21 protein-coding genes are annotated in these 23859 nt (G+C 40.8%); 14 read left to right on the forward strand and 7 right to left on the reverse strand.

The features are described from left to right. The first annotated feature begins 62 nt into the window (after positions 1–62). The 5 genes from ACNOGP_RS13170 to ACNOGP_RS13190 all read left to right on the forward strand — a co-directional run bounded on the left by ACNOGP_RS13170 (position 63) and on the right by ACNOGP_RS13190 (position 6036). On the forward strand, positions 63–1322 hold the full coding sequence (locus ACNOGP_RS13170; protein WP_418212994.1) for a TolC family protein: 1260 nt from the start codon (positions 63–65) through the stop codon (positions 1320–1322). 16 nt (positions 1323–1338) lie between these two features. Further along, positions 1339–2250: an HlyD family secretion protein gene (locus ACNOGP_RS13175; RefSeq protein ID WP_418212995.1), complete on the forward strand. Its 912-nt coding sequence runs from the start codon at positions 1339–1341 to the stop codon at positions 2248–2250. A gap of 17 nt (positions 2251–2267) precedes the next feature. Further along, positions 2268–3737: an ATP-binding cassette domain-containing protein gene (locus ACNOGP_RS13180; RefSeq protein ID WP_418212996.1), complete on the forward strand. Its 1470-nt coding sequence runs from the start codon at positions 2268–2270 to the stop codon at positions 3735–3737. 2 nt (positions 3738–3739) lie between these two features. Further along, a complete protein-coding gene (locus ACNOGP_RS13185; RefSeq protein ID WP_004300010.1) occupies positions 3740–4843 on the forward strand; it encodes an ABC transporter permease in 1104 nt (367 codons plus the stop codon). A gap of 77 nt (positions 4844–4920) precedes the next feature. Continuing rightward, positions 4921–6036, forward strand: a complete 1116-nt coding sequence (locus tag ACNOGP_RS13190) for an ABC transporter permease (RefSeq protein ID WP_418214761.1) — start codon at positions 4921–4923, stop codon at positions 6034–6036. A gap of 96 nt (positions 6037–6132) precedes the next feature. On the opposite strand, the gene ACNOGP_RS13195 is transcribed toward ACNOGP_RS13190, so the two are convergent. The 3 genes from ACNOGP_RS13195 to ACNOGP_RS13205 all read right to left on the reverse strand — a co-directional run bounded on the left by ACNOGP_RS13195 (position 6133) and on the right by ACNOGP_RS13205 (position 8324). Beyond that, complete coding sequence (locus tag ACNOGP_RS13195; RefSeq protein ID WP_272719433.1) at positions 6133–6939, reverse strand: hypothetical protein; 807 nt, start codon at positions 6937–6939, stop codon at positions 6133–6135. Positions 6940–7147: 208 nt separating this feature from the next. After that, positions 7148–7576, reverse strand: a complete 429-nt coding sequence (locus tag ACNOGP_RS13200) for an Hsp20/alpha crystallin family protein (protein ID WP_272719434.1) — start codon at positions 7574–7576, stop codon at positions 7148–7150. Between the two features lie 271 nt (positions 7577–7847). Continuing rightward, the gene (locus tag ACNOGP_RS13205; protein WP_186968159.1) at positions 7848–8324 is read right to left on the reverse strand and encodes a hypothetical protein; all 477 of its coding nucleotides are present in this window, start codon (positions 8322–8324) and stop codon (positions 7848–7850) included. 304 nt (positions 8325–8628) lie between these two features. Between ACNOGP_RS13205 and ACNOGP_RS13210 the strand changes: the two genes are divergently transcribed. Then, complete coding sequence (locus ACNOGP_RS13210; RefSeq protein WP_270539757.1) at positions 8629–9333, forward strand: SGNH/GDSL hydrolase family protein; 705 nt, start codon at positions 8629–8631, stop codon at positions 9331–9333. A gap of 243 nt (positions 9334–9576) precedes the next feature. On the opposite strand, the gene uvrB is transcribed toward ACNOGP_RS13210, so the two are convergent. Continuing rightward, entirely contained in the window at positions 9577–11610 is a 2034-nt protein-coding gene (gene uvrB / locus ACNOGP_RS13215) for an excinuclease ABC subunit UvrB (protein ID WP_272719479.1), read from the reverse strand. A 187-nt stretch (positions 11611–11797) separates the two neighbouring features. Here uvrB and ACNOGP_RS13220 point away from each other — a divergent pair, with 187 nt between their 5' ends. The 5 genes from ACNOGP_RS13220 to ACNOGP_RS13240 all read left to right on the forward strand — a co-directional run bounded on the left by ACNOGP_RS13220 (position 11798) and on the right by ACNOGP_RS13240 (position 15366). After that, the gene (locus tag ACNOGP_RS13220; protein ID WP_007761233.1) at positions 11798–13096 is read left to right on the forward strand and encodes a phenylacetate--CoA ligase family protein; all 1299 of its coding nucleotides are present in this window, start codon (positions 11798–11800) and stop codon (positions 13094–13096) included. A 25-nt stretch (positions 13097–13121) separates the two neighbouring features. Further along, complete coding sequence (locus ACNOGP_RS13225; protein ID WP_007761230.1) at positions 13122–13547, forward strand: amino acid-binding protein; 426 nt, start codon at positions 13122–13124, stop codon at positions 13545–13547. A 113-nt stretch (positions 13548–13660) separates the two neighbouring features. Beyond that, positions 13661–14464 (forward strand): outer membrane protein assembly factor BamD, encoded by an 804-nt coding sequence (locus ACNOGP_RS13230; protein ID WP_143866823.1) that lies wholly within the window; start codon positions 13661–13663, stop codon positions 14462–14464. Positions 14465–14478: 14 nt separating this feature from the next. After that, entirely contained in the window at positions 14479–14814 is a 336-nt protein-coding gene (locus ACNOGP_RS13235; RefSeq protein WP_007752374.1) for a DNA-directed RNA polymerase subunit omega, read from the forward strand. Between the two features lie 108 nt (positions 14815–14922). After that, a complete protein-coding gene (locus tag ACNOGP_RS13240) occupies positions 14923–15366 on the forward strand; it encodes a DUF4293 domain-containing protein (protein WP_143866821.1) in 444 nt (147 codons plus the stop codon). Positions 15367–15527: 161 nt separating this feature from the next. Here the strand turns inward: ACNOGP_RS13240 and ACNOGP_RS13245 are convergent, their stop codons facing one another. Continuing rightward, positions 15528–16262: a porin family protein gene (locus ACNOGP_RS13245; protein WP_017143043.1), complete on the reverse strand. Its 735-nt coding sequence runs from the start codon at positions 16260–16262 to the stop codon at positions 15528–15530. Positions 16263–16270: 8 nt separating this feature from the next. Continuing rightward, the gene (locus ACNOGP_RS13250; protein WP_418212997.1) at positions 16271–18034 is read right to left on the reverse strand and encodes a LysM peptidoglycan-binding domain-containing protein; all 1764 of its coding nucleotides are present in this window, start codon (positions 18032–18034) and stop codon (positions 16271–16273) included. 157 nt (positions 18035–18191) lie between these two features. Here ACNOGP_RS13250 and uvrA point away from each other — a divergent pair, with 157 nt between their 5' ends. The 3 genes from uvrA to ACNOGP_RS13265 all read left to right on the forward strand — a co-directional run bounded on the left by uvrA (position 18192) and on the right by ACNOGP_RS13265 (position 23211). After that, positions 18192–21017, forward strand: a complete 2826-nt coding sequence (uvrA, locus tag ACNOGP_RS13255; RefSeq protein ID WP_195476791.1) for an excinuclease ABC subunit UvrA — start codon at positions 18192–18194, stop codon at positions 21015–21017. A gap of 56 nt (positions 21018–21073) precedes the next feature. Then, positions 21074–21553: a Cys-tRNA(Pro) deacylase gene (gene ybaK, locus ACNOGP_RS13260; protein ID WP_007761220.1), complete on the forward strand. Its 480-nt coding sequence runs from the start codon at positions 21074–21076 to the stop codon at positions 21551–21553. Between the two features lie 98 nt (positions 21554–21651). Further along, positions 21652–23211, forward strand: coding sequence for a peptide MFS transporter (locus ACNOGP_RS13265; protein ID WP_143866817.1), 1560 nt, complete (start codon positions 21652–21654; stop codon positions 23209–23211). Positions 23212–23284: 73 nt separating this feature from the next. Here the strand turns inward: ACNOGP_RS13265 and ACNOGP_RS13270 are convergent, their stop codons facing one another. Then, positions 23285–23782 carry a GNAT family N-acetyltransferase gene (locus ACNOGP_RS13270; RefSeq protein ID WP_004299981.1) on the reverse strand — a complete coding sequence of 166 codons (498 nt, stop codon included), beginning with the start codon at positions 23780–23782 and terminating at the stop codon, positions 23285–23287. Positions 23783–23859: the final 77 nt, after the last annotated feature.

The raw sequence follows: 23859 nt of genomic DNA on the forward strand, positions 1-23859 counted from the left end.
ATGTGAATGTATTTTTGAAACCTCTATCTTTGTCCTTTGAAAAAATTAAAGAAATGATGTGTATGAAAAGAATGTTTTTCAGTTTCTCCTTTTTATTGTTTGTATCGGGAATACATGCGCAGATAACGTTGGAAGAATGTCAACGGAAGACGCAGGAAAATTATCCGTTGGTACATCAGTATGGTCTGGTGGAGAAAACAAAGGAATATAATCTTGAGAATGCGGCAAAAGGATATTTGCCACAGTTTGCCCTTTCGGCTAAAGCTTCTTATCAGAGTGAGGTAACAGAAATTCCGGTGAAGCTTCCCGGAGTGGATTTGAAAGGACTGCCGAAAGATCAATATCAGGTGATGTTGGAGTTACAACAGAAAATCTGGGATGGCGGAGGAATCCGGATGCAGAAGAAACAAACGACTGCGGAAGCGGAGATAGAGAAAGAAAAGCTGAATGTGGATATGTATGCGCTGAATAGTCGTGTAAATGACCTTTATTTTGGAATTCTTTTGTTGGACGAGCAGCTGAAACAGAATGCATTGTTGCAAGATGAACTGGAGAGAAATTATCGCCAGATTACTGCCTACGTAGAAAATGGCATTGCCAATCAGGCCGATTTGGATGCTGTAAAAGTGGAGCAGTTGAATACAAAGCAGAAAAGAGTTGAATTGGTTTCGTCGCGTATGGCATATTTGAAGATGCTTTCACTTCTGGTAGGAGAGAAGTTGTCGCAGGAAACGGTTTTGGAGAAACCTGTTCCTCAAGATGAGATTTCGGCTGTCAGTGAGATTCGTCGTCCGGAATTGTCTTTGTTTAATGCGCAAGGAGTCGGATTACAAGTACAGGAGAAAGCTTTGAATGTGCGTCATCTTCCACAGTTCGGATTGTTTGTGCAGGGAGCTTATGGAAACCCCGGACTGAATATGCTGAAAAATGAATTTTCTCCTTACTATATTGCGGGTGTTCGCCTTTCATGGAATTTCGGTAGTTTGTACACCTTGAAGAATGACCGGAAGGTAATTGAAAATAAACGCCGGCAATTGGATAATAACCGGGATGTATTTCTTTTTAATACAAGATTGGAGATGACACAACAGGATCAGGCCATCCAATCATTGGAAAAGCAAATGCAGGATGATGATGAGATTATCCGTTTGCGTACCAATATTCGCAAATCGGCAGAGGCTAAAGTGGCGAATGGAACATTGACGGTGACCGAGATGCTTCGGGAATTGACCAATGAGAGTTTGGCACGTCAGTCGAAAGCGTTGCATGAAATTCAACGGTTAATGGGAATTTATCAATTGAAATATACTACGAATGATTAATATAACTTCTTTAGATATGGAACGAATGACAAAGATAGGAATGGTTGGAGTGGCATTGATAATGTTGGCTGCTTGTGGTAAGGGAATACCCAGCTATGATGCAACCGGCACGTTTGAAGCCACAGAAGTGATAGTCTCTGCCGAAGCTGCCGGAAAGTTGTTGCGACTGGAGGTAGAAGAGGGGACAAGACTGAAAGCAGGTGAGGAGATTGGACTGGTGGATACGGTGCAATTGTATTTGAAGAAATTACAACTGGAGGCCAGTATGAAATCTGTGGAAAGCCAACGTCCGGATCTTGCTAAACAGATAGCTGCTACCAAACAGCAAATAGCAACAGCTGAACGTGAAAAGAAACGCGTGGAAAACCTGCTTGCCGCTGGAGCGGCGAATCAGAAACAGTTGGACGACTGGGATGCACAAGTCAAATTGCTTGAAAGGCAGCTTGTCGCACAGGAATCATCATTGCAGAATAGTACAAATAGCCTGATAGAACAAGGAAATTCGGTTGCCATACAGGTTGCACAGATGGAGGATCAGTTAGCTAAATGTCATGTCCAGTCGCCTATCGAAGGTACAGTATTGGCAAAATATGCAGAAGCCGGTGAATTGGCGGCGATAGGTAAACCGCTGTTTAAAGTGGCTGAAGTGGATCGCATGTATTTGAGGGCTTACATTACCTCCGAACAGTTGTCGCAAGTGAAACTGGGAGATGAGGTAACTGTGTATGCCGATTATGGAAACTCGGAGCAGAAAGCTTATCCGGGGGTAGTGACCTGGATTTCCGACCGTTCGGAGTTCACTCCCAAAACGATTTTGACGAAAAACGAACGTGCTAATCTGGTATATGCAGTGAAAATAGCCGTGAAGAATGACGGAGCATTGAAGATTGGTATGTACGGAGGAGTGACATTGAAAATTAATGATTAAAAATTAAAGGAGAGGAGATGGAAAAGGGAGAACCCATAGTGGTTGTGAAAGAAGTCGGCAAGAACTATGGAACAGTGGAGGCGCTGAAAGAAGTTTCTTTCGTTGTGGAACGGGGAGAAATCTTTGGTCTGATAGGGCCTGATGGTGCCGGTAAGAGTTCCTTATTCCGTATTCTGACTACTTTGTTGCTGGCGGATAAAGGAACGGCCATGGTTGCCGGGCTGGATGTGGTAACGGATTATAAACAGATTCGTACGAAAGTGGGATATATGCCCGGTCGTTTTTCACTTTACCAGGATCTTTCGGTAGAAGAGAATCTGGAGTTTTTTGCTACCGTGTTCCATACGACAGTTCAGGAGAATTATGATTTAATTAAAGATATCTACCAACAGATAGAACCGTTCAGGAAAAGAAGGGCAGGGGCTTTGTCAGGTGGTATGAAGCAGAAACTGGCATTGAGCTGTGCTTTGATTCATAAACCGGATATTTTATTTCTGGATGAACCCACTACCGGAGTAGATCCCGTGTCGCGTAAGGAATTCTGGCAAATGCTCCGAAACTTACGGGAACAGGGGATTACCATTGTCGTTTCTACTCCCATCATGGATGAGGCCCGGCAATGTGACCGGATTGCTTTCATCAATCATGGACAGATTCATGGCATTGATACTCCCGAACGTATTCTTCATCAATTTGCGTCTATCCTTTGCCCTCCTTCTTTGGAGCGGGAGGAAGTGAAGCATGAAGTAGCTCCGGTCATTGAAGTGGAACAGTTGACAAAGTGTTTTGGAGATTTTACCGCAGTAGATCATATCTCCTTTCAGGTGAACCGGGGCGAGATATTTGGCTTTCTGGGTGCTAATGGAGCAGGAAAGACGACAGCTATGCGTATGCTTTGCGGATTAAGTAAACCGACATCAGGCATCGGAAAAGTGGCAGGATATGATATTTATTGGGAGGCCGAACAAGTTAAGAAACATATCGGATATATGAGCCAAAAGTTTTCGCTATATGAAGATCTGAAAGTGTGGGAGAATATCCGTCTGTTTGCCGGAATTTATGGTATGAAGGAACAAGACATAGAACGGAAGACAGAAGAATTGTTGGATCGTTTGGAGCTTACTGCCGAACGGGATACTCTGGTGAAGAGTCTTCCGGTGGGATGGAAACAGAAATTGGCTTTTTCAGTATCAATATTTCATGAACCGAGAATCGTTTTTCTGGATGAGCCGACCGGCGGAGTAGATCCTGCTACGAGGAGACAGTTCTGGGAATTGATCTATCAGGCAGCCGATCAGGGTATTACCGTGTTTGTCACTACCCATTATATGGATGAAGCAGAATATTGCAACCGGATATCTATCATGGTGGACGGTCAGATAAAAGCACTTGATACACCTGCCCGTCTGAAACAACAATTCGGTGCGGAAACGATGGATGACGTTTTTCAGAAATTAGCCCGCGGTGCGGTGCGCAAAGCAGATTGATTATGAGACAGTTTATAGCTTTTATAAAGAAAGAGTTTTATCATATTTTCCGTGACCGGCGAACCATGCTGATTTTGTTGGGGATGCCTGTCGTGCAAATTATTCTATTCGGTTTTGCTATCAGCACGGAAGTGAAGAATGTTCGGTTGGCGGTGCTCGACCCTTCTAATGATGTGGTAACGCGAAAAATAATTGATCGTTTGGATGCCAGTGAGTATTTCACCGTTACTGCACGTTTTCATTCGCCCCAGGAAATGGAAGCTGCTTTCCTAAAGAATGAAGTTGATATGGCGATTGTCTTTAGCGAACGGTTTGCGGATGATCTCTATACGGGTGATGCTCGTGTACAGCTGATAGTAGATGCAACAGATCCCAATATGTCGACTTCGCAAGTTAATTATGCGACAGGAATCGTTTCTATGGTAGGCCAGGAGATGATTCCCCCTAATATGTCGGCTGCCCGCCTGACTCCTGATATCAAATTGCTCTACAACCCGCAGATGAAGAGTGCTTATAACTTTGTTCCGGGAGTGATGGGCTTGATCCTGATGCTGATTTGCGCCATGATGACCTCGATTTCCATTGTTCGTGAGAAAGAAACAGGCACGATGGAAGTATTATTGGTTTCACCTGTGAAGCCGCTATTTATTATTTTGGCAAAGGCTGTACCTTATTTTGTGCTGTCGTTCGTCAATCTGATAACGATTCTTTTGCTTTCGGTCTTTGTGTTAGATGTTCCGGTGGTAGGAAGTTTGTTCTGGTTAATCACGGTATCTTTGCTGTTTATCTTCGTATCCTTGGCATTGGGCTTATTGATTTCATCAGTCACACGTACACAGGTTGCGGCCATGCTGGTTTCCGGATTGATGCTGATGATGCCCACAATGCTTTTATCGGGCATGATTTTCCCTATAGAGAGTATGCCGGTGATACTTCAATGGATCTCGGATATACTTCCGGCACGTTGGTATATACAGGCTGTGCGTAAACTGATGATTGAAGGAGTACCAGTTGCATTGGTGTATAAAGAGATTGGTATCTTGTTATTGATGGCGACGGTACTTATTACGATCAGTATCAAGAAATTTAAGTATAGATTGGAATAATAGGTCGATATGCCAATTGGCTGCATGAATACTATACAGTGTGCTAATGGGCAGATTGATAAATGGAAGAATTATTTATGATAAAGTTCCTGATAGAAAAAGAGTTTAAACAATTGCTTCGCAATTCGTTTCTTCCGAAATTGATTCTTGTATTTCCATGCATGATTATGCTGTTGATGCCTTGGGCGGTAAACCTGGAAATCAAGAATATACAGCTGAATATTGTGGATAATGACCATTCGGCTATTTCACAACGTTTAGTCAATAAGATTGCCGCCTCTACCTATTTCCGTCTGGTGGAAGTGCCGGCTTCGTATGAAGAAGGCCTACGGAATATTGAAATTGGAACGGCGGATATTGTGATGGAAATTCCGCGGCATCTGGAACGGGATTGGATGAATGGCGAAGATACCCACATACTGATAGCAGCCAATGCTGTGAATGGGACAAAAGGAGGGCTGGGGAGTTCTTACCTATCTTCTATTATTAATGATTATGCAGCCGAGCTGCGTTCGGAATATCCTGCAACTGCTACAGTCTCCGGTTCTTTCCCTTCGATAGGCATTGATACACAGGGATTGTTTAATCCGAATCTGAACTATAAACTCTATATGATTCCGGCATTGATGGTCATGTTATTGACTCTGATTTGTGGTTTCTTACCTGCATTGAATATAGTTAGCGAGAAGGAAGTAGGAACGATTGAGCAAATCAATGTGACGCCGGTTCCGAAGTTTATCTTTATTTTGGCAAAGCTCCTGCCTTACTGGTTGATTGGTTTTGTGGTGCTGACTGTATGTTTCATATTAGCCTGGTTAATTTATGGCATAGTGCCAGTCGGTCATTTTCTATTGATTTACTTTTTCGCAGTTCTTTTCGTTCTGGTAATGTCCGGTTTCGGACTTGTTATTTCCAACTACTCGGCAACGATGCAACAGTCTATGTTTGTTATGTGGTTCTGTTTGTTGGTTGTAATTTTGATGAGTGGATTGTTTACACCGATTACTAGTATGCCTGAATGGGCTCAACTAATAACACTATTTAATCCTTTACGTTATTTTATGGAAGTGATGCGAATGGTGTATTTAAAGGGGAGTGGTTTTGTGGACCTGTTGCCACAATTGGGTATATTATTATTGTTTGTTGTTGTCTTCAATATTTGGGCGGTGCTTAGTTATCATAAAAATAAGTAATTAGTACTTATGTTGCAAAGAGAATACTCTAAAAGAACAAAGGCGGAGCAAAAGACTTTATCTTTGCCCGCCTTTGTTCTTTTAGAGTATTCTTATTTAGAATGTAATACCAATACGTAATCTAGGTTCGATGTATGTTTTAAAATTCGTTACCCGGTAATTATCGGTTGTTTCTTCATTTATAGAATCTTCGTGAGTAGTGGTTTGACCATTTACGGTGTTTTTAGTGATAGAGGTTGCGTCATATTCCATTTTCAGTGTTTTGGCTGACTGACAACCAAGTCCTAATTCTGTTCCGATATAAAGTCCTTTATAAATATAGAATTCTACACCTGCAAAAATAGCAGCGTTGATGTTCCATGTTGCTCTTTGGGCTTGCTCGAATATATTGCCACTATTATCTCCACTGACGATAGCACCGTTCTTTAGTTCTCCTGTTTTTGATGTTTCAATTATTTCTTCTCCATTGGATGTATTGGATATTGTTTTTGAATAGTCTTTAACTTTTGTAGATGCAAAATTCTTTCCAAATCCAATGCTACCTCCTACATATGCATCCAATCTTTTCCATAAGTCAAAGTGGCGTTCATAACCGAAGTCGATATTAAAATTTCCCATTTTATATTTGTATTCTTCGTTATAACTACTTTCAGTGTCTTCATCGAACTCATCGTTTGTATATTTTGAATTTATTGATTTGATTCCGATTTTTAATCGAACAGCATCTTTATCACTAAAGAAATAACGTACTTTTAGACCATCTAGACTAAAAGTTTCACCATCCTGATCAAAGGGGTTAATTTGGACTTCTGTACTCCATGAACCTTTTGTCGGTTTGTTTTGTGCAAATAAATTTCCCGCCATTAATAGAGTGGCAAATAAAATAAATACTAACTTCTTCATAAGTTTTGTTTTAATAGTTTTATTAATATTATCTTAAAAATACTGCAAATATATTCAATTTTTTTAATATAAACCTGATAATTCTTCTCTTTTTCTTTATATTAATAAACGTTGTTCTTGTGTGGGGAGTATATACAAAAACAGCTCTTCTCAAAAAATGAGAAGAGCTGTTTAGATTACTCTACCACCATTTTAGGTGGTATATAGATTACTTTATTTCAATTTGCCGATTTGGCTTCTTCACTTCTTCTTCAGAGAGTTTCGGAAGTTCGATGTTTAAAACACCATGTTCTACGGATGCGGCAATTTTTTCTTTGTCCACATTGTCCGGTAGAATCATTGTTTGCTGGAACTTAGAGTATGAGAATTCGCGACGCAGATAGCGACCGTCTTTCTTTTCCTCCTTGTTTTCAGCCTTCTTCTCCATGCTGATAACGAGGTTGTTGTCTTCATCAATGCGAACATTGAAATCATCCTTCGTCATACCAGGAGCAGCCAATTCCACTTTGTATTCTTTTTCTGTTTCCAAAACATTAATTGCAGGTGCAGTAGCATTTGCTTTTACCATCCAATCGTTATCAAAGAAATCATTAAAGATACTTGGTAACCAACTTTGAGTTCTTCTAACAGGCATCATAATTTTAGTCTCCTATCTTTAAGTTAAACATTCAATTAATAAATTTTGAACTTCGGTATTTTCACTTCCGATGGTATCGGTTGTCCCGCCTTCCATCGTCCGCTCTCGAACCGTTGTTCGCTTCTATAAATGCAAACCTTATGCCAAGAGTTTTTGGAGACTAAAATTGTCTATTTGTCATTGTGATAATGCCAAATTTGCAATATAGGTGACAAAATGTATTCTGTTTTTATTTATTTTATATAAGATAGATATTAATTTGATAACCTGTTTACTTCTTCTCGATCAGTTTGAACCTTATTCTTAGTGTTTGCCTTTCTTCGTCATAATCATGACTAATGATTTTAAAGGTACCCACTTCAGAAGTATTGGATACATGCAATCCGATGCAGGCGCAGGCATCATAATCTCCAATGCGGACAATGCGAAGAGTTTCACTTGCATCGGCAGGTAGCTTACTTAAATCTACGATGTCTTTGGCCTGTTCATGAGTCATAAACTCAACTGTCACAGGTAGGTTCTGACTGATTGCCTCGTTCACTTTATCTTCAATAGACTGGATTTGTTCCGCTGTCGGACATGACGAAAGTATATAGTCACATTTGCTCTTTTTCCTTTCGATGTGGGCATTGCGAGAACGTGGGCAGCCAAAGGTTTTCACCATGGTGGCATTGAGTAAATGCTCTGCTGTATGCATAGGAGGATATTCCTGCTTATTGTGATCGTTGAGTTGAATTTGTTGTTCCATTGGATTTAGTTATTTGAATTGATTGTTTCTATTTTACGATAGATCCTATACGTATAGATATAAAAAAAAGGAGCAACGCCTTGCTCCAACCTTTGTTAACCTTAAATCTAATACTATGAAAAACACATTGCAAAGATACGGACTTCTGTGATATTCGCAAATAATCCAAAAAAAAATGCATGTTATATAACATAGATTAAGAAAATGCATTCCTGTCTTAACGGTTATTCGGAATTTTACTGTCTATGTACAGAGATTTTTTTATCTTTGCGTCCAATATCTATTACTAATACCTAATATAAATATGGATAAAAGAAGAATGTATCAATGGTTACTGTTGGCAATTATTTGTTTAAGCTTCTCAATGGGAGAGAGCTATGCACAGAAAAAGGATTTTGCAAATTTAGCTCGTTATTCAAAACAAAATGCTGCGCTTCCGCAAGCGACAAAAAAAGATAAACGGGTTGTTTTTATGGGAAATTCCATCACTGAAGGTTGGGTAAGGACTCATCCGGACTTCTTCAAGACAAATGGATATATTGGTCGCGGAATCAGTGGGCAGACTTCTTATCAATTCTTGTTACGTTTTCGGGAAGATGTGATTAATCTTTCTCCTGCTTTAGTAGTGATTAATGCCGGAACAAATGATATTGCCGAAAATACACAGGCTTATAATGAAGATTATACGTTTGGAAATATCATCTCCATGGTCGAATTGGCTAAAGCGAATAAGATTAAAGTTATTCTGACTTCCGTACTTCCTGCCGCTGCATTCAAGTGGAGAATGGAAATTAAAGATGCTCCTCAGAAGATTAAATCTTTAAATGATCGGATAGAGACTTATGCAAAAGCAAATAAAATTCCGTATGTGGATTATTATCAAGCATTGGTTGTTTCTGAGAATCAAGCATTGAATCCTCAATATACAAAAGACGGAGTACATCCGAACAGTGAAGGATATGATATCATGGAACCGTTGATAAAGAAAGCGATTGAGAAAGCACTTTGAATACGAAGATAACGTATAGACATAAAAAAAGGAGCAACGCCTTGCTCCAACCTTTGTTAACCTTAAATCTAATACTATGAAAAACACAATGCAAAGATACGGACTTCCGGCAACTTTGCAAATTATCAGTCATTGATAAGTGTTTTTATAACTCTAATTAACGGAATGGATGCCGTGATACAGGTTTGTTAAGATTTTCTATGCTTGATAATCAAGTTTGTAATAGAAGAGAAGTGGGGAAATCTATCCCCATTTCTCTTTCATTAAGTCTTCCAATTTTAATAATTCGTCACGATATTGGGCAGCTTCAATAAATTCAAGCTTTTTGGCTGCTTCCTGCATTAGTTTGCGCGTACGTTCGATACTCCTTTCCATTTGTGCTTTACTCATATACTGTACTACCGGATCTGCCGCAATGTTCGGAGTTGTCGGTTCAATATAGGCTTGTTTTTCTTTCAGCAATTCATTTGTTTCCGAATTAGCATTGCCGAATACATCCAAGTTTCTCGCTTTCTTGATCTGCTGTGGAGTAATGCCGTTTGCCTCATTGTATGCCAACTGTTTCTCTCGTCGACGATTGGTCTCGTCGATGGTCAGTCTCATGCTGTCCGTAATTTTATCGGCATACATGATTACTTTTCCGTTCACATTACGCGCTGCACGTCCGGCTGTCTGCGTCAACGAACGATGGGAACGAAGGAAGCCTTCCTTGTCTGCATCAAGGATAGCTACAAGAGATACTTCCGGCAAATCGAGACCTTCACGTAGCAGATTGACCCCGATCAGCACATCGTAAATTCCCTGTCGGAGGTCATCCATGATTTTTACACGTTCGAGAGTATCAACGTCGCTATGAATATAATTACACCTTATATTATTGTTGAGGAGATATTCAGTTAGCTCCTCCGCCATGCGCTTGGTAAGAGTAGTAACAAGAACACGCTCTTCTTTCTCAATACGCAGTTGAATTTCTTCCATCAGATCATCGATCTGGTTCAAGCTCGGGCGTACTTCAATAATCGGGTCCAACAGTCCGGTAGGACGGATTACCTGTTCCACTACAATCCCTTCGGATTGGATGAGTTCATAGTCTGCCGGTGTAGCGCTGACATAGATCACTTGCTTCGCCATTTCCTGAAATTCTTCAAATTTCAACGGTCGGTTATCCATGGCGGCAGGTAGGCGGAAACCATACTCCACAAGATTGATTTTACGTGCCTTGTCGCCTCCGTACATTGCACGGATCTGAGGAACACTGACATGGCTTTCGTCAATGACAATCAGAAAATCGTCCGGAAAGAAATCCAGCAGACAATAAGGACGGGTACCTGCAGCACGACCGTCGAAATAGCGGGAATAATTCTCAATGCCGGAGCAATGTCCCAATTCCCGAATCATTTCCATATCGTATGTGACACGCTCGTATAGTCTTTTCGCTTCATATTCTTTGCCGATAGACTCAAAGAAAGCGACCTGTTTGGTCAAATCATCTTCTATCTCATGAATGGCTCGGAGGGTTGCCTCTTTAGTAGTCATGAACAAATTGGCGGGATAAATCTTATAAGCCTCGAAGGGGGCGACAGTGACTCCGCTGACTGGGTCTACCTCCTCTATGCCATCAATCTCGTCTCCCCAAAATGTGACGCGCAACAGGTTGTCCGTATATGCCAGATAAATATCCACAGTATCTCCTTTGACGCGGAAATTACCACGATTAAGGTCGATATCGTTGCGGACATACAGACTGTCTACCAGGCGGCGGAGGAAAACATTGCGGTCAATCATGCGTCCCCGTTCTATTTCAATCACATTTTTATAAAAGTCCGAAGGGTTTCCCATACCATAGATACAGGAAACGGAAGAGACCACTACTACGTCTTTTCGTCCGGAGAGTAGGGCGGAAGTTGCGGCGAGACGGAGCTTGTCTATCTCGTCATTGATGGCAAGATCCTTTTCTATATAAGTATCGCTGCTAGGCAAATAGGCTTCCGGCTGGTAATAATCGTAGTAAGAAACGTAATATTCCACCGCATTATTCGGAAAGAATCCCTTAAACTCTCCATATAATTGGGCAGCCAGCGTCTTATTATGACTCAAAATCAATGTCGGCTTATTGATATTAGCGATTACATTGGCAATGGTAAATGTTTTTCCCGATCCTGTGACCCCCAATAAAGTCTGTGCGGGAACTCCTTGAAGTACCCCTTCAGTCAGTTGTGCGATTGCTTCCGGCTGGTCTCCGGTAGGTTTATAAGCTGATGTTAGTTCAAAATTCATAGTTAATTCTAAAATTGGAACAATATTCGGCAAAATAATCGAGATTACAAATCATTTTTCCAAATAAATCCTTTACTTTGCAACAAAATAATTGAAAATTGAGAATTGAAAATTAAAAAGTATTGCAGAAGCAGATAATTCCCTTTCATTCTCGATTCTCTATTTTTTAATTTTAATAATGAAAAGCATGATTTGGAATGAGAGCATTGAGTGTATGGATCGTGAGAGTCTTCGTAAGATTCAAAGCATACGACTCAAGAAAATTGTAGATTACGTTTATCACAACACACCCTTCTATCGGAAGAAGATGCAGGAAATGGGAGTCACTCCCGACGATATCAATAGCATTGATGATATTGTGAAACTGCCGTTTACCACGAAACATGATTTAAGAGATAATTATCCGTTCGGGCTTTGTGCTGTGCCGATGAGTCAGATCGTACGTATCCATGCTTCATCCGGTACGACGGGAAAACCGACGGTTGTCGGCTATACTCGTAAGGATTTGTCTTCATGGGCGGAATGTATTTCTCGTGCCTTTACCGCATACGGGGCAGGCCGATCGGACATTTTTCAAGTATCATACGGATATGGACTTTTCACAGGCGGACTGGGGGCACATGCCGGAGCCGAAAATATCGGAGCTTCTGTGATTCCGATGTCTAGCGGTAATACTGAAAAGCAGATAACGTTGATGCATGACTTCGGTTCGACAGTACTTTGTTGCACGCCTTCTTATGCACTGTATCTGGCAGATGCGATTAAGGATTCGGGGTATCCGCGTGAGGAGTTTAAGCTGAAAGTCGGTGCTTTCGGTGCAGAACCTTGGACGGAAAATATGCGCCATGAGATTGAAGAAAAGCTGGGCATTAAGGCATACGATATCTATGGATTGAGTGAAATTGCCGGACCGGGTGTGGGGTACGAGTGTGAATGCCAGCATGGAACCCACTTGAATGAAGACCATTACTTCCCCGAAATTATTGATCCGAATACATTACAGCCGGTAGAACCCGGTCAAACAGGCGAACTGGTGTTTACCCACCTTACAAAGGAAGGTATGCCGCTGCTCCGTTATCGTACGCGCGACCTTACCGCTCTACATTATGACAAATGTTCCTGTGGACGTACATTGGTACGCATGGATCGTATCTTGGGACGCAGTGATGATATGTTGATTATTCGTGGTGTCAATGTATTCCCGACACAAATAGAATCCGTTATTCTTGAAATGGCGGAATTTGAACCGCATTATCTGCTGATAGTGGGACGCGAGAATAATACCGATACGATGGAACTTCAAGTAGAAGTACGGCCGGAATTCTATTCTGATGAAATCAATAAGATGTTGGCTCTGAAGAAGAAATTGGGTGCGCGTCTGCAGAGTGTACTCGGATTGGGGGTCAATGTGAAGTTGGTAGAACCACGTAGCATTGAACGCAGTGTGGGTAAAGCGAAACGGGTGATTGATAACAGAAAACTTTAAAACTTAAAATTAATACTCTACGATTATGGTAGCAAAACAACTTTCTATCTTTTTGGAAAACAAGTCAGGTCGTTTGACGGAAGTGACTGAAGTGCTGGCGAAAGAAGATATCAATCTTTCTGCTTTGTGCATCGCTGAAAATGCTGATTTCGGTATTTTGCGCGGAATTGTGTCCGATCCGGATAGAGCATATAAAGCTTTGAAGGATAATCATTTTGCAGTAAATGTGACCGATGTGGTCGGAATCAGTTGTCCTAATGTGCCGGGAGCTTTGGCAACTGTATTGGGATATTTGTCCGCTGAAGGGGTATTTATCGAATATATGTACTCGTTTGCCAATAATAATGTGGCCAATGTAGTGATTCGTCCTAGCAATCTGGATAAATGTATTGAGGTGTTGAAAGAAAAGAAAGTCGATCTGCTGGCGGCTAGCGATTTGTATAAACTTTAATCGTCTTTTTCTCCCCATTTGTCGATGTTTAACGCCTTTTATGTATTAAAAAACATAGATTAATTGCTAAATTCCCTGCGAATAAGTAACTTTGCGCAATATTTTAAAATAGGATGAAGAAAAATATCATTATAACTTTGCTTGCGGCAGCTACTCTCACTTCATGTGGGGAGTATAATAAATTGCTGAAAAGCACCGATTACGAATACAAGTACGAAGCCGCTAAAAACTATTTTGCAAAAGGACAGTATAACCGTTCGGCTACTTTGTTGAACGAATTGATTACTATTCTTAAAGGAACGGATAAAGCGGAAGAATCTTTGTATATGTTGGGCATGAGTTATTATAATCAAAAAGATTATCAGACTGCGGCTCAGACTTTTATCACCTATTTTAATACATATCCCCGTGGAACTTTTACTGAATTGGCACGTTTCCATGCAGGTAAAGCGTTATTTTTGGATACTCCGGAGCCACGTTTGGATCAGTCAAGTACTTATCAGGCTATCCAACAATTGCAGATGTTCATGGAATATTTCCCGAACAGTAGTAAAAAGCAAGAGGCACAGGATATGATTTTTGCTTTGCAGGATAAGTTGGTGTTGAAAGAACTTTATTCAGCCAAATTATATTATAACTTGGGTAATTATTTGGGCAACAACTATGAGTCTTGTGTAATCACGGCTCAAAATGCACTGAAGGATTATCCTTATACTGATTATCGCGAAGAACTTTCCATCTTGATTCTGCGTGCAAGGCATGAGATGGCTATTTATAGCGTGGAAGATAAGAAAATGGATCGTTATCGTGAGACAATCGATGAATATTATGCTTTTAAGAATGAGTTTCCGGAAAGCAAATATCTGAAAGAGGCTGAGAAAATTTTCAATGAATCACAGAAAGTAATTAAAGACTAAATTTAAATAGATTTATGGACTACAAAAAGACGAATGCTCCTACTACAACGGTAACCCGTGACATGATGGAACTCTGCTCTGATACAGGGAATGTTTATGAAACAGTTGCCATTATTGGTAAGCGTGCTAATCAGATTAGTGTGGAAATCAAGAACGATCTTTCTAAGAAATTGGCAGAGTTTGCTTCTTATACTGACAACATGGAAGAAGTGTTTGAAAATAGAGAGCAAATCGAGATTTCTCGTTATTATGAGAAGTTGCCGAAACCAGACCTGATTGCTACGCAAGAATACATCGAAGGGAAAATATATTATAGAAATCCGGCTAAAGAGAAGGAAAAACTTCAGTAATTTATTTTCTGACGAAAGAATTGATAGTCAAGTAGTAAGTGGGATGACAATCCCTGCTCCTTATTGCTTGGCTATTATTGTTTAACTCAACTACTATTTATACTATTTATGATTCAAAGAATTCAAACAGTTTATTTACTGATTGTTACAGGTTTGCTGATTACAGCAATGTGCTTGCCGATGGGATATTTTACTGATGCGATGGGAGAGCACTCTTTTAAAGCTCTAGGAATAGAAATAAACGGTGCTTACGAGTCTACATGGGGCTTATTCTGCATCTTATTGCTTAGTACTATTGTTGCCGTAGCTACAATTTTTTTATATAAAAATCGTATGTTGCAGATACGTATGACGATTTTCAACAGCTTATTGCTGGTAGGCTATTACATTGCTTTTCTTGCTTTCTATTTTGCATTGAAGAATGATGCGAATATGTTTCGGGTGGGGTGGGCTTTGTGTTTGCCGCTTGTTTCCATTATTCTGAATATATTGGCTGTTCGTGCTATCGGACGTGATGAAGTGATGGTAAAGGCTGCGGATAGATTAAGATAAAGTTTTCCCTATACTCTCTGAGTAATTCGTTAATAATATAATAGACAAAAAGCATAGCTTTAACTCCTATAAAGCTATGCTTTTTGCTATCTAAAGCTACGCTTTGGCATCTCTAAAACGATGCATTGCAAATGTGGAATTTTTTTTCGTGTAGGAGGATTTTATTTCTTCAAATCGAATAAATAAGTGAGCTTTATTGAAATTGTTCCATGCGCTGCACGGGCAAAATAATCCTTTTTGGTTGTCTTGTAGAAATCGGATAAGGCAAAATAATAACGTCCTTCCACTATAAAACTACCGGCTTTTTTCGTTCTAAGCTCTACACCACCGCCTCCGGTAATGCCATAATCAAATTTATTCTGAATCTTAGTACCGTATACCGCTTTTTGGGTACTTGACAACTCATTCATATCAATTCCTTTTATTGTTTCCGATTCACTGATCAAAAAGCCTATCTGCGGGCCTGCATGAATGAAAAATTGCAATCCTCTGTCTCGTCCGAAAGCTAGGTGGGCAAGAAAAGGAATATCGATATAGGTCATCTTGCGGGTATAAGTTTTACTTGGATCTTTGGAAGTCACTTCATTTCCATTATCGTCTAGTGACACGATTTCAAATAATTGATCCCAACCTCGTTGTGAGAAGTTCAGTTCGACCTGTGCCCCACAAATCATGGCAAAATACTTTTCAGAAATATAACGGGCTGTCAATCCTCCGGTTATTCCCATCAGGCTGTTCTGTTTGATGGTAGGAGTGAAGGATACACTATTTAAGTTGACACCTCCGTTGACACCTACAGAAAAATTGCTTCGTGCCTCTCCGATCTGAGCAGTGGCGGAGAGAGTGAATCCTGTTAGCAGAAGGCCTGCGATCAAAAATGGTTTTATCTTTATCATTTTCCGTATTATTCGAAGTCAAGTTTTACTAATTCAAAGTTTTTAGTGAAACGAATGAAGAACACTTTCTTATTAATAAATCCTCCCCAATTGTTCACACGTTGGAATTTGAAGCCGGTTTGAATAGGAGTCAGATTCATTTTAGACAGATTATTTTCAAGTTCCGAGCCATAACGTGACAATCCCTTCAAGAAAAAGAATCCGGTGTCAAAACCAAGCATTGCATAATTGGGATACTTGCTGATTAAGTCTTTACTGTACCATTTATGGTAAGCGTTGGTAAACTGCACGGCAGCTGGGAATAGTGTGTTCGTATAAAACGAAGAATAGAAATACACGTCTAGTTCAAAGAAACTTTCCAAATGATCTCTCGTGTAAGTCTGCCATTCCGGATAGCCGAACAAATGGATGTTCTGTCCTGTATTATCTCTGACTAACAGCGTCAATTGCGGGAGTACTTTAATAAGCAATACATTTTTTCCTGAGGTAGGAATAAAGATGTTCTCCTTATCATTGCGGAGCGCTGCTTTCAACGTTTCTTTTGTAGCATTCTCATTGACCGTTTGCATGGAGATGCCCTTATTCTTTAGCTCTTGTTTCAGGCCACTGATAAATTCAGCCTTTTCTTTGTCGGCACTGATAGGCTCGATAAAGATAACATGCGCATTGGGAAATTGACGTGTGAAATGCTCGTAAACTTCTGAATATAAATAGGATTGCGGTGTATTGATCTGATAAACAGCCGGATTATTGAATACCTCTTCACCCTTCTGAGAGAAAGGAATCACCAGACGTATATCATTCTTTTTTGCGAAATCAGACAGTGGCTTGATTTGGTTCTGATGCATCGGGCCAAAAATAACATCCATCTTCTTCATCTCGTTCTTTGAAAGAATCGCATTCAAGGTAGAAACCTCTTTTCCACTGTCATATACATATAAATCCAAAGAAGTACCTGTACGTTTCAGACTATCCACTGCCATAAGAAAACCTTCGTAGTATTCCACCATACGTTTGTCTTCCTGGAAAGGCAGTATCAATGCGGCTTTAATGGTCGACATCTTCTTGGGAGTCTCCTTACTTTCGCGGAAAAGTTCGCTGTTACTTGGAGGAATAGCGTATGGATCTTCTTTTTGGGTGGGTTGCGTGGTTGTTGCCGCCGGGTAGGGGATACAAAGAAGTTGTCCTTTTTTCATCCCTTTTTTAAGTTCGGGATTAGCGGCAATCAGTTCCTCTTCACTGATTCCGTATTCGCGGCTTACGCTAAAGATTGTTTCTTTGCGTTTCACTTTATGCATTTCTTTGCATCTGGGAACCACAGGACCTTGAATATTACTTTGCTCAGTCGGTTTTTGGACGGTAACGACCTGTTCCTTCTCCTTTTGCGGGATAAGGATCACCTGTCCGATACGGAAATTCTCAGCGCTCAACCCCGGATTCGCTTCACATATATCCTTAGCGGATATATTGTACATTGTTGTCAGTTTATACAGTGTCTCTCCGGCTTGAATCGTATGGAATGTTTCTCCTTTCTGGCTTTCTTTTCCTTTGGGAATTTTAATGGTTTGTCCGGCATAAATTTTCTCGTCACAACCGGGATTCAAACGGATAATATCCGATGTTGTGACATTGTACATCTTGGATATAGAATATAAACTTTGTCCTTTTTCGATGGTATGCAAGAAATAGGATTGATTCTCTTGTGCATAACTGACAGCGTATGAAACGCTTATAAAAAGCAGAAATAAGAATATTCGGTTTATCGGTTTCATCAAATTATAACTATTGGTTCTTGAAATCAAGGAACAAAGGTACGAATAATGCCCTATATCTTCATAAGATTTGAGTTAAGAAAATAATATTGTGCTTTTTTAGGAGCATATTTCGGGCGGAAACATTAATTTTGTAGCATTTATGAAGGATATGAATATGCAGGAAACAGAATATATTAATGTGTACGGTGCGCGCGTGCACAATTTGAAGGATATTGACGCTGAGATTCCCCGTAACAGTCTGACTGTCATCACCGGATTGAGCGGCAGTGGGAAATCTTCTTTAGCTTTCGATACGATTTTTGCAGAAGGGCAGCGCCGCTATATTGAGACCTTTTCAGCGTATGCCCGCAATTTTCTGGGTAATCTGGAGCGTCCGGATGTCGACAAAATCACAGGTCTGAGCCCGGTTATTTCCATTGAGCAGAAAACGACGAACAAGAATCCCCGTTCTACGGTGGGTACGACGACTGAGATCTATGACTACCTCCGTCTGCTATATGCCCGTGCCGGAGTAGCTTATTCGTATTTGTCCGGCGAGGAAATGGTGAAATACACCGAAGAACAGATTTTGGACTTGATCCTGAAAGATTATAAAGGAAGGAAGATCTATTTGCTTGCCCCGCTGGTTCGTGCACGTAAAGGACATTACAGGGAACTGTTCGAGCAGGTGCGAAAAAAAGGATATTTATATGTCCGGGTGGATGGTGAAGTGCGTGAAGTAACGCATGGAATGAAGCTCGACCGTTATAAGAATCACGATGTGGAAGTGGTGATTGATAAACTGGTGGTGACCGAAAAAGACGACCGGCGGCTGAAACAAAGTGTGGCGACTGCCATGCGTCAGGGAGACGGCTTGATGATGATTTTAGATGCCCAGTCGGAAAGTATCCGTCATTATAGTAAACGTCTTATGTGTCCTGTGACAGGACTTTCTTATCGCGAACCTGCCCCGCATAACTTTTCATTCAACTCCCCGCAGGGAGCATGCCCGAAATGTAAAGGGCTGGGCGTTGTCAATCAGATTGACGTGGATAAGGTGATTCCCGACCGTGAATTATCCATTTATGAGGGGGCAATCGCACCTCTGGGAAAATATAAAAATGCCATGATTTTCTGGCAAATCAGTGCTTTGCTGGAAAAGTACGACGCGTCATTGAAAACTCCGGTCAAGGAATTGCCGGATGATGCCATCGAAGAAGTTCTCTATGGCTCTGATGAACGGATTAAGATCAAAAGCTCGCTGATTGGTACTTCCTCCGACTATTTTGTTACCTATGAAGGTGTTGTGAAGTACATCCAGATGTTGCAGGAGAAAGACGCTTCCGCAACAGCGCAGAAATGGGCGGAGCAATTTGCTAAAACCACTGTTTGCCCCGAATGTAAGGGAGCCCGTTTGAATAAGGAGGCATTGCATTTCCGTATCCATGACAAGAATATCAATGAGCTGGCGAATATGGATATCAACGAGTTGTACGACTGGTTGATGAAGGTGGATGAATTTCTTTCCGACAAGCAGAAAAAGATATCAGTGGAGATTTTGAAAGAAATCCGTACACGTTTGAAGTTCCTGTTAGATGTAGGGTTGGACTATCTTGCCTTAAACCGTAGTTCCGTTAGTCTGTCCGGAGGAGAAAGCCAGCGTATCCGTTTGGCCACTCAGATCGGTTCGCAGTTGGTGAATGTGTTGTATATTCTCGACGAGCCGAGTATCGGTCTGCATCAGCGTGATAATTTGCGCCTTATCAATTCTTTGAAAGAACTTCGGGACATCGGTAATTCCGTGATCGTGGTAGAGCATGATAAGGATATGATGCTTGCTGCCGATTATGTCATCGATATGGGACCGAAGGCCGGTCGTCTTGGTGGGGAAGTGGTTTTTGCAGGCACTCCACAAGAGATGCTGAAAACCAGTACAATGACTTCGCAATACTTGAACGGACAGATGAAGATAGAAGTTCCAGCCAAACGCAGAAAAGGAAACGGAAAGTCTATCTTGTTGAAAGGAGCGAAAGGAAATAACCTGAAAAATGTGGATGTGGAGTTCCCGTTAGGCAAACTGATTTGCGTAACAGGAGTATCGGGAAGTGGAAAATCCACCTTGATTAATGAAACCTTGCAACCGATTCTTTCACAGAAATTCTACCGTTCTTTGCAAGATCCTTTAGAGTACGATTCTATTGAAGGACTAGAATATATAGATAAGGTGGTGGATGTTGACCAGTCTCCGTTGGGACGTACCCCCCGTTCCAACCCGGCTACTTACACAGGCGTATTTTCGGACATTCGTAATTTGTTCGTTGGATTGCCGGAGGCTAAGATTCGTGGTTACAAGCCGGGACGTTTCTCCTTCAATGTAGCGGGCGGGCGTTGCGAAGCGTGTTCGGGAAACGGTTATAAGACGATTGAAATGAACTTCCTTCCGGATGTATATGTGCCCTGTGAAGTATGTCATGGCAAACGTTACAACCGCGAGACGTTGGAAGTCCGTTTTAAGGGGAAATCCATTGCAGATGTGCTGGATATGACAATCAATCGTGCTGTGGAATTCTTTGAAAATGTTCCACAGATTCTCAATAAAATTAAAGTTCTGCAAGATGTCGGATTGGGCTATATTAAGTTAGGTCAATCTTCTACCACTCTTTCCGGTGGCGAGAGCCAGCGTGTGAAACTGGCTACGGAACTGTCGAAGAGGGATACGGGCAAAACACTTTATATTTTGGATGAGCCGACTACCGGACTTCATTTTGAGGATATACGGGTGCTGATGGGAGTATTGAACAAACTAGTCGATAAAGGTAATACAGTTATCGTTATCGAGCATAATCTGGACGTTATTAAAATGGCGGATTATATCATCGATATGGGTCCGGAAGGTGGTAAAGGCGGGGGAGAACTCCTTAGTTGCGGGACACCCGAAGAAGTTGCGAAGAGTTCTAAAGGATATACACCAAAGTTTCTTCGCGAAGAATTAGGACTTTGACTTTGCAAAGAATGGTGACCTTGATGATCTGAATAATAAATGCCAATTTATAGAAGATGAAAATCAATAAAACAAATGCTGCCCGCTTGTTGGATAAAGCAAAGATAACATATGAGTTAATCCCATACGAGGTAGATGAGAATGATTTAAGTGCCGTGCATGTGGCAGCCAGTTTGGGTGAGAATATTGAACAAGTATTCAAGACGCTTGTTTTGCACGGTGATAAGAGCGGATATTTTGTATGTGTTATTCCGGGAGAGCACGAAGTCGATTTGAAATTGGCGGCTAAGGCTTCCGGCAATAAGAAATGCGACCTGATACCTATGAAAGAGCTATTGCCGCTTACCGGATATATCCGTGGCGGTTGTTCCCCTATTGGTATGAAGAAGCATTTTCCGACCTATATTCATGAGACTTGCCGGAAATTCCCGTATATTTATGTAAGTGCCGGCACAAGAGGGCTTCAAATAAAAATAGCTCCGGACGATTTGATTCGTGAATCCGGAGCGGAAACTTGTCGTTTGTTTGAAGACTAGTTTTACAAATTATTTGTGCAAAAACTCAGGAAAAAGTATATATTTGCAAGAAATATTTATTTAATTCAATCAATTATTAATTCTAAAAACTTATATCTATGTTCAGTAAACACCCTAAAGGTCTGATTGCTGCGGCTTTAGCTAATATGGGAGAGCGTTTTGGCTTCTATATTATGATGGCGATTTTGACGTTATTTATTTCAGCGAAATTCGGATTGTCCGAGACGACTACCGGATACATCTATTCCGCATTTTACGCATCCATTTATATTTTGGCTTTAGCGGGAGGTGTTATTGCTGATAAGACGAAAAATTTCAAAGGCACTATTTTGGTGGGATTAATACTGATGGCTGTCGGTTATTTGATTATTGCCATTCCTACTCCGACTCCGGTTCCTAATATGGCTCTTTATTTGGGGCTGACTTGTTTCGGACTTTTAGTGATTGCTTTTGGTAACGGATTGTTTAAAGGAAACCTGCAAGCCCTGGTAGGTCAGATGTATGATGATCCTAAATATTCAAATCTTCGTGATGCCGGTTTCCAGATATTTTATATGTTTATTAATATCGGTGCTGTTTTTGCACCGTTTATTGCTATCGGTGTGCGTAACTGGTGGTTGAAAGTGAATAACTTTGATTATGATGCCACTTTGCCGGAGTTATGTCATCAATATTTGGAAAAAGGAAAAGATATGGCTCCACAGGCTATGGAAAATCTGACTACGTTAGCTAATAGTGTTGTCTTGGATAAAACTCCTGTAACGGATATGGGCGTATTTGTGAATAATTATCTTGATGTATTTAATCGCGGTTTCCAATATGCCTTTATGGCTGCTATCGGTGCTATGATTATTTCGTTGATTATTTATATGGCAAATAAGAAGCGCTTCCCGGATCCGGCAACGAAAGCAAAAACAGATAAAGGAACTGCAACTGTGAATAAAGAGGAAATCCAAATGAGTGCTACTGAAATAAAACAGCGTATCTATGCTCTGTTTGCAGTATTTGGCGTTGTTATTTTCTTCTGGCTGTCTTTCCATCAGAACGGTTATTCGTTGACTTATTTTGCACGTGATTATGTGGATTTAAGTGTTATTAATATCGATTTGGGCTTTACACAGATCAAAGGTGCTGAGATATTTCAAAGCGTTAATCCGTTCTTTGTTGTATTCCTGACTCCGTTTATCATGTGGATGTTCGGTTCGATGAAGAAGAACGGTAAAGAACCATCTACTCCGATGAAGATCGCTATCGGTATGGGTATTGCTGCATTAGCGTATGTATTCTTGATGGTATTCTCTTTTACATTGCCTTCAAAAGAAGTGTTGGGCACTATGAGTGCTGCCGAAATCAATGCTATCCGTGTTACTCCATGGATTATGATCGGCCTGTATTTCATTCTTACGGTTGCCGAACTGTTCATCTCTCCTCTGGGATTATCTTTTGTATCTAAAGTAGCCCCTCCTCATTTGCAAGGATTGATGCAAGGTTGCTGGTTGGCTGCAACAGCTGTGGGTAATTCACTGTTGTTTATCGGTGGTATCCTTTATACAACTGTTCCTATTTGGGCTTGTTGGTTGGTATTTGTCGGAGCAACAGGTGCTTCTATGATTGTAATGCTTTCAATGGTAAAATGGCTGGAGCGCGTGGCGAAATAAAATCTAGCCATTAACTAAATAAACAAAATGCCCCGGAACAAGTATTATAAATGTTCCGGGGCATTTTTGTATATCAAATATCCAGTCCCATAATATAATCATTCATATAATACCCGTTACCAATCGGGAAATCACCTTCCCGCAACTTTCTCATTCCCATGTGCTCGTAAAACTGCAAAGCCTTATTATTACGATTTACGTTGAGCTCCATCAAACAAGGTTCCGGGTGTATTTCTTTGATACACTTGATTGCTTCCTTGAATAAAAAACTGCCGCAATGCGTGCCCTGAAAACGGGGGAGAACATATATCTTCTGAAGATGGAATACATCTTTCTCCTGTTGTTGAATGGAAACGTATCCGCATGGTTCATTCTCCTTATAAGCAATGGAGTACACATGTCCTTCTTCCTCCATTTGTTTGCGCACATTGGAAGGAGCATACATCCAGTCCATCATATAATCCAGTTGTTCGGGAGATAAAATTTCCTTGTAGGTGGCGGGGAATACCTCCTTTGCCATCTTATGAATAAGCTCGCAATCGGCTACTGTTGCTTTTCGAATTGTAAACATATCTATTATCTATTCTTGGTTTAATGGGCACAAATATAGCCATTATTTCCTTCTATAATAAGGTGGAGAGTCTCTAA

The organism is Bacteroides difficilis (assembly GCF_048319815.1).
In the GTDB taxonomy this organism is placed as follows: Bacteria; Bacteroidota; Bacteroidia; order Bacteroidales; family Bacteroidaceae; genus Bacteroides; species Bacteroides zhangwenhongii.

Excerpts from the sequence above, each read along its gene's own strand:
- ACNOGP_RS13170 (WP_418212994.1), top strand. The coding sequence starts at position 63 with ATGAAAAGAATGTTTTTCAGTTTCTCCTTTTTATTGTTTGTATCGGGA.
- ACNOGP_RS13175 (WP_418212995.1), top strand. The coding sequence starts at position 1,339 with ATGGAACGAATGACAAAGATAGGAATGGTTGGAGTGGCATTGATAATG.
- ACNOGP_RS13180 (WP_418212996.1), top strand. The coding sequence starts at position 2,268 with ATGGAAAAGGGAGAACCCATAGTGGTTGTGAAAGAAGTCGGCAAGAAC.
- ACNOGP_RS13185 (WP_004300010.1), top strand. The coding sequence starts at position 3,740 with ATGAGACAGTTTATAGCTTTTATAAAGAAAGAGTTTTATCATATTTTC.
- ACNOGP_RS13190 (WP_418214761.1), top strand. The coding sequence starts at position 4,921 with ATGATAAAGTTCCTGATAGAAAAAGAGTTTAAACAATTGCTTCGCAAT.
- ACNOGP_RS13195 (WP_272719433.1), bottom strand. The coding sequence starts at position 6,939 with ATGAAGAAGTTAGTATTTATTTTATTTGCCACTCTATTAATGGCGGGA.
- ACNOGP_RS13200 (WP_272719434.1), bottom strand. The coding sequence starts at position 7,576 with ATGATGCCTGTTAGAAGAACTCAAAGTTGGTTACCAAGTATCTTTAAT.
- ACNOGP_RS13205 (WP_186968159.1), bottom strand. The coding sequence starts at position 8,324 with ATGGAACAACAAATTCAACTCAACGATCACAATAAGCAGGAATATCCT.
- ACNOGP_RS13210 (WP_270539757.1), top strand. The coding sequence starts at position 8,629 with ATGGATAAAAGAAGAATGTATCAATGGTTACTGTTGGCAATTATTTGT.
- uvrB (WP_272719479.1), bottom strand. The coding sequence starts at position 11,610 with ATGAATTTTGAACTAACATCAGCTTATAAACCTACCGGAGACCAGCCG.
- ACNOGP_RS13220 (WP_007761233.1), top strand. The coding sequence starts at position 11,798 with ATGATTTGGAATGAGAGCATTGAGTGTATGGATCGTGAGAGTCTTCGT.
- ACNOGP_RS13225 (WP_007761230.1), top strand. The coding sequence starts at position 13,122 with ATGGTAGCAAAACAACTTTCTATCTTTTTGGAAAACAAGTCAGGTCGT.
- ACNOGP_RS13230 (WP_143866823.1), top strand. The coding sequence starts at position 13,661 with ATGAAGAAAAATATCATTATAACTTTGCTTGCGGCAGCTACTCTCACT.
- ACNOGP_RS13235 (WP_007752374.1), top strand. The coding sequence starts at position 14,479 with ATGGACTACAAAAAGACGAATGCTCCTACTACAACGGTAACCCGTGAC.
- ACNOGP_RS13240 (WP_143866821.1), top strand. The coding sequence starts at position 14,923 with ATGATTCAAAGAATTCAAACAGTTTATTTACTGATTGTTACAGGTTTG.
- ACNOGP_RS13245 (WP_017143043.1), bottom strand. The coding sequence starts at position 16,262 with ATGATAAAGATAAAACCATTTTTGATCGCAGGCCTTCTGCTAACAGGA.
- ACNOGP_RS13250 (WP_418212997.1), bottom strand. The coding sequence starts at position 18,034 with ATGAAACCGATAAACCGAATATTCTTATTTCTGCTTTTTATAAGCGTT.
- uvrA (WP_195476791.1), top strand. The coding sequence starts at position 18,192 with ATGCAGGAAACAGAATATATTAATGTGTACGGTGCGCGCGTGCACAAT.
- ybaK (WP_007761220.1), top strand. The coding sequence starts at position 21,074 with ATGAAAATCAATAAAACAAATGCTGCCCGCTTGTTGGATAAAGCAAAG.
- ACNOGP_RS13265 (WP_143866817.1), top strand. The coding sequence starts at position 21,652 with ATGTTCAGTAAACACCCTAAAGGTCTGATTGCTGCGGCTTTAGCTAAT.
- ACNOGP_RS13270 (WP_004299981.1), bottom strand. The coding sequence starts at position 23,782 with ATGTTTACAATTCGAAAAGCAACAGTAGCCGATTGCGAGCTTATTCAT.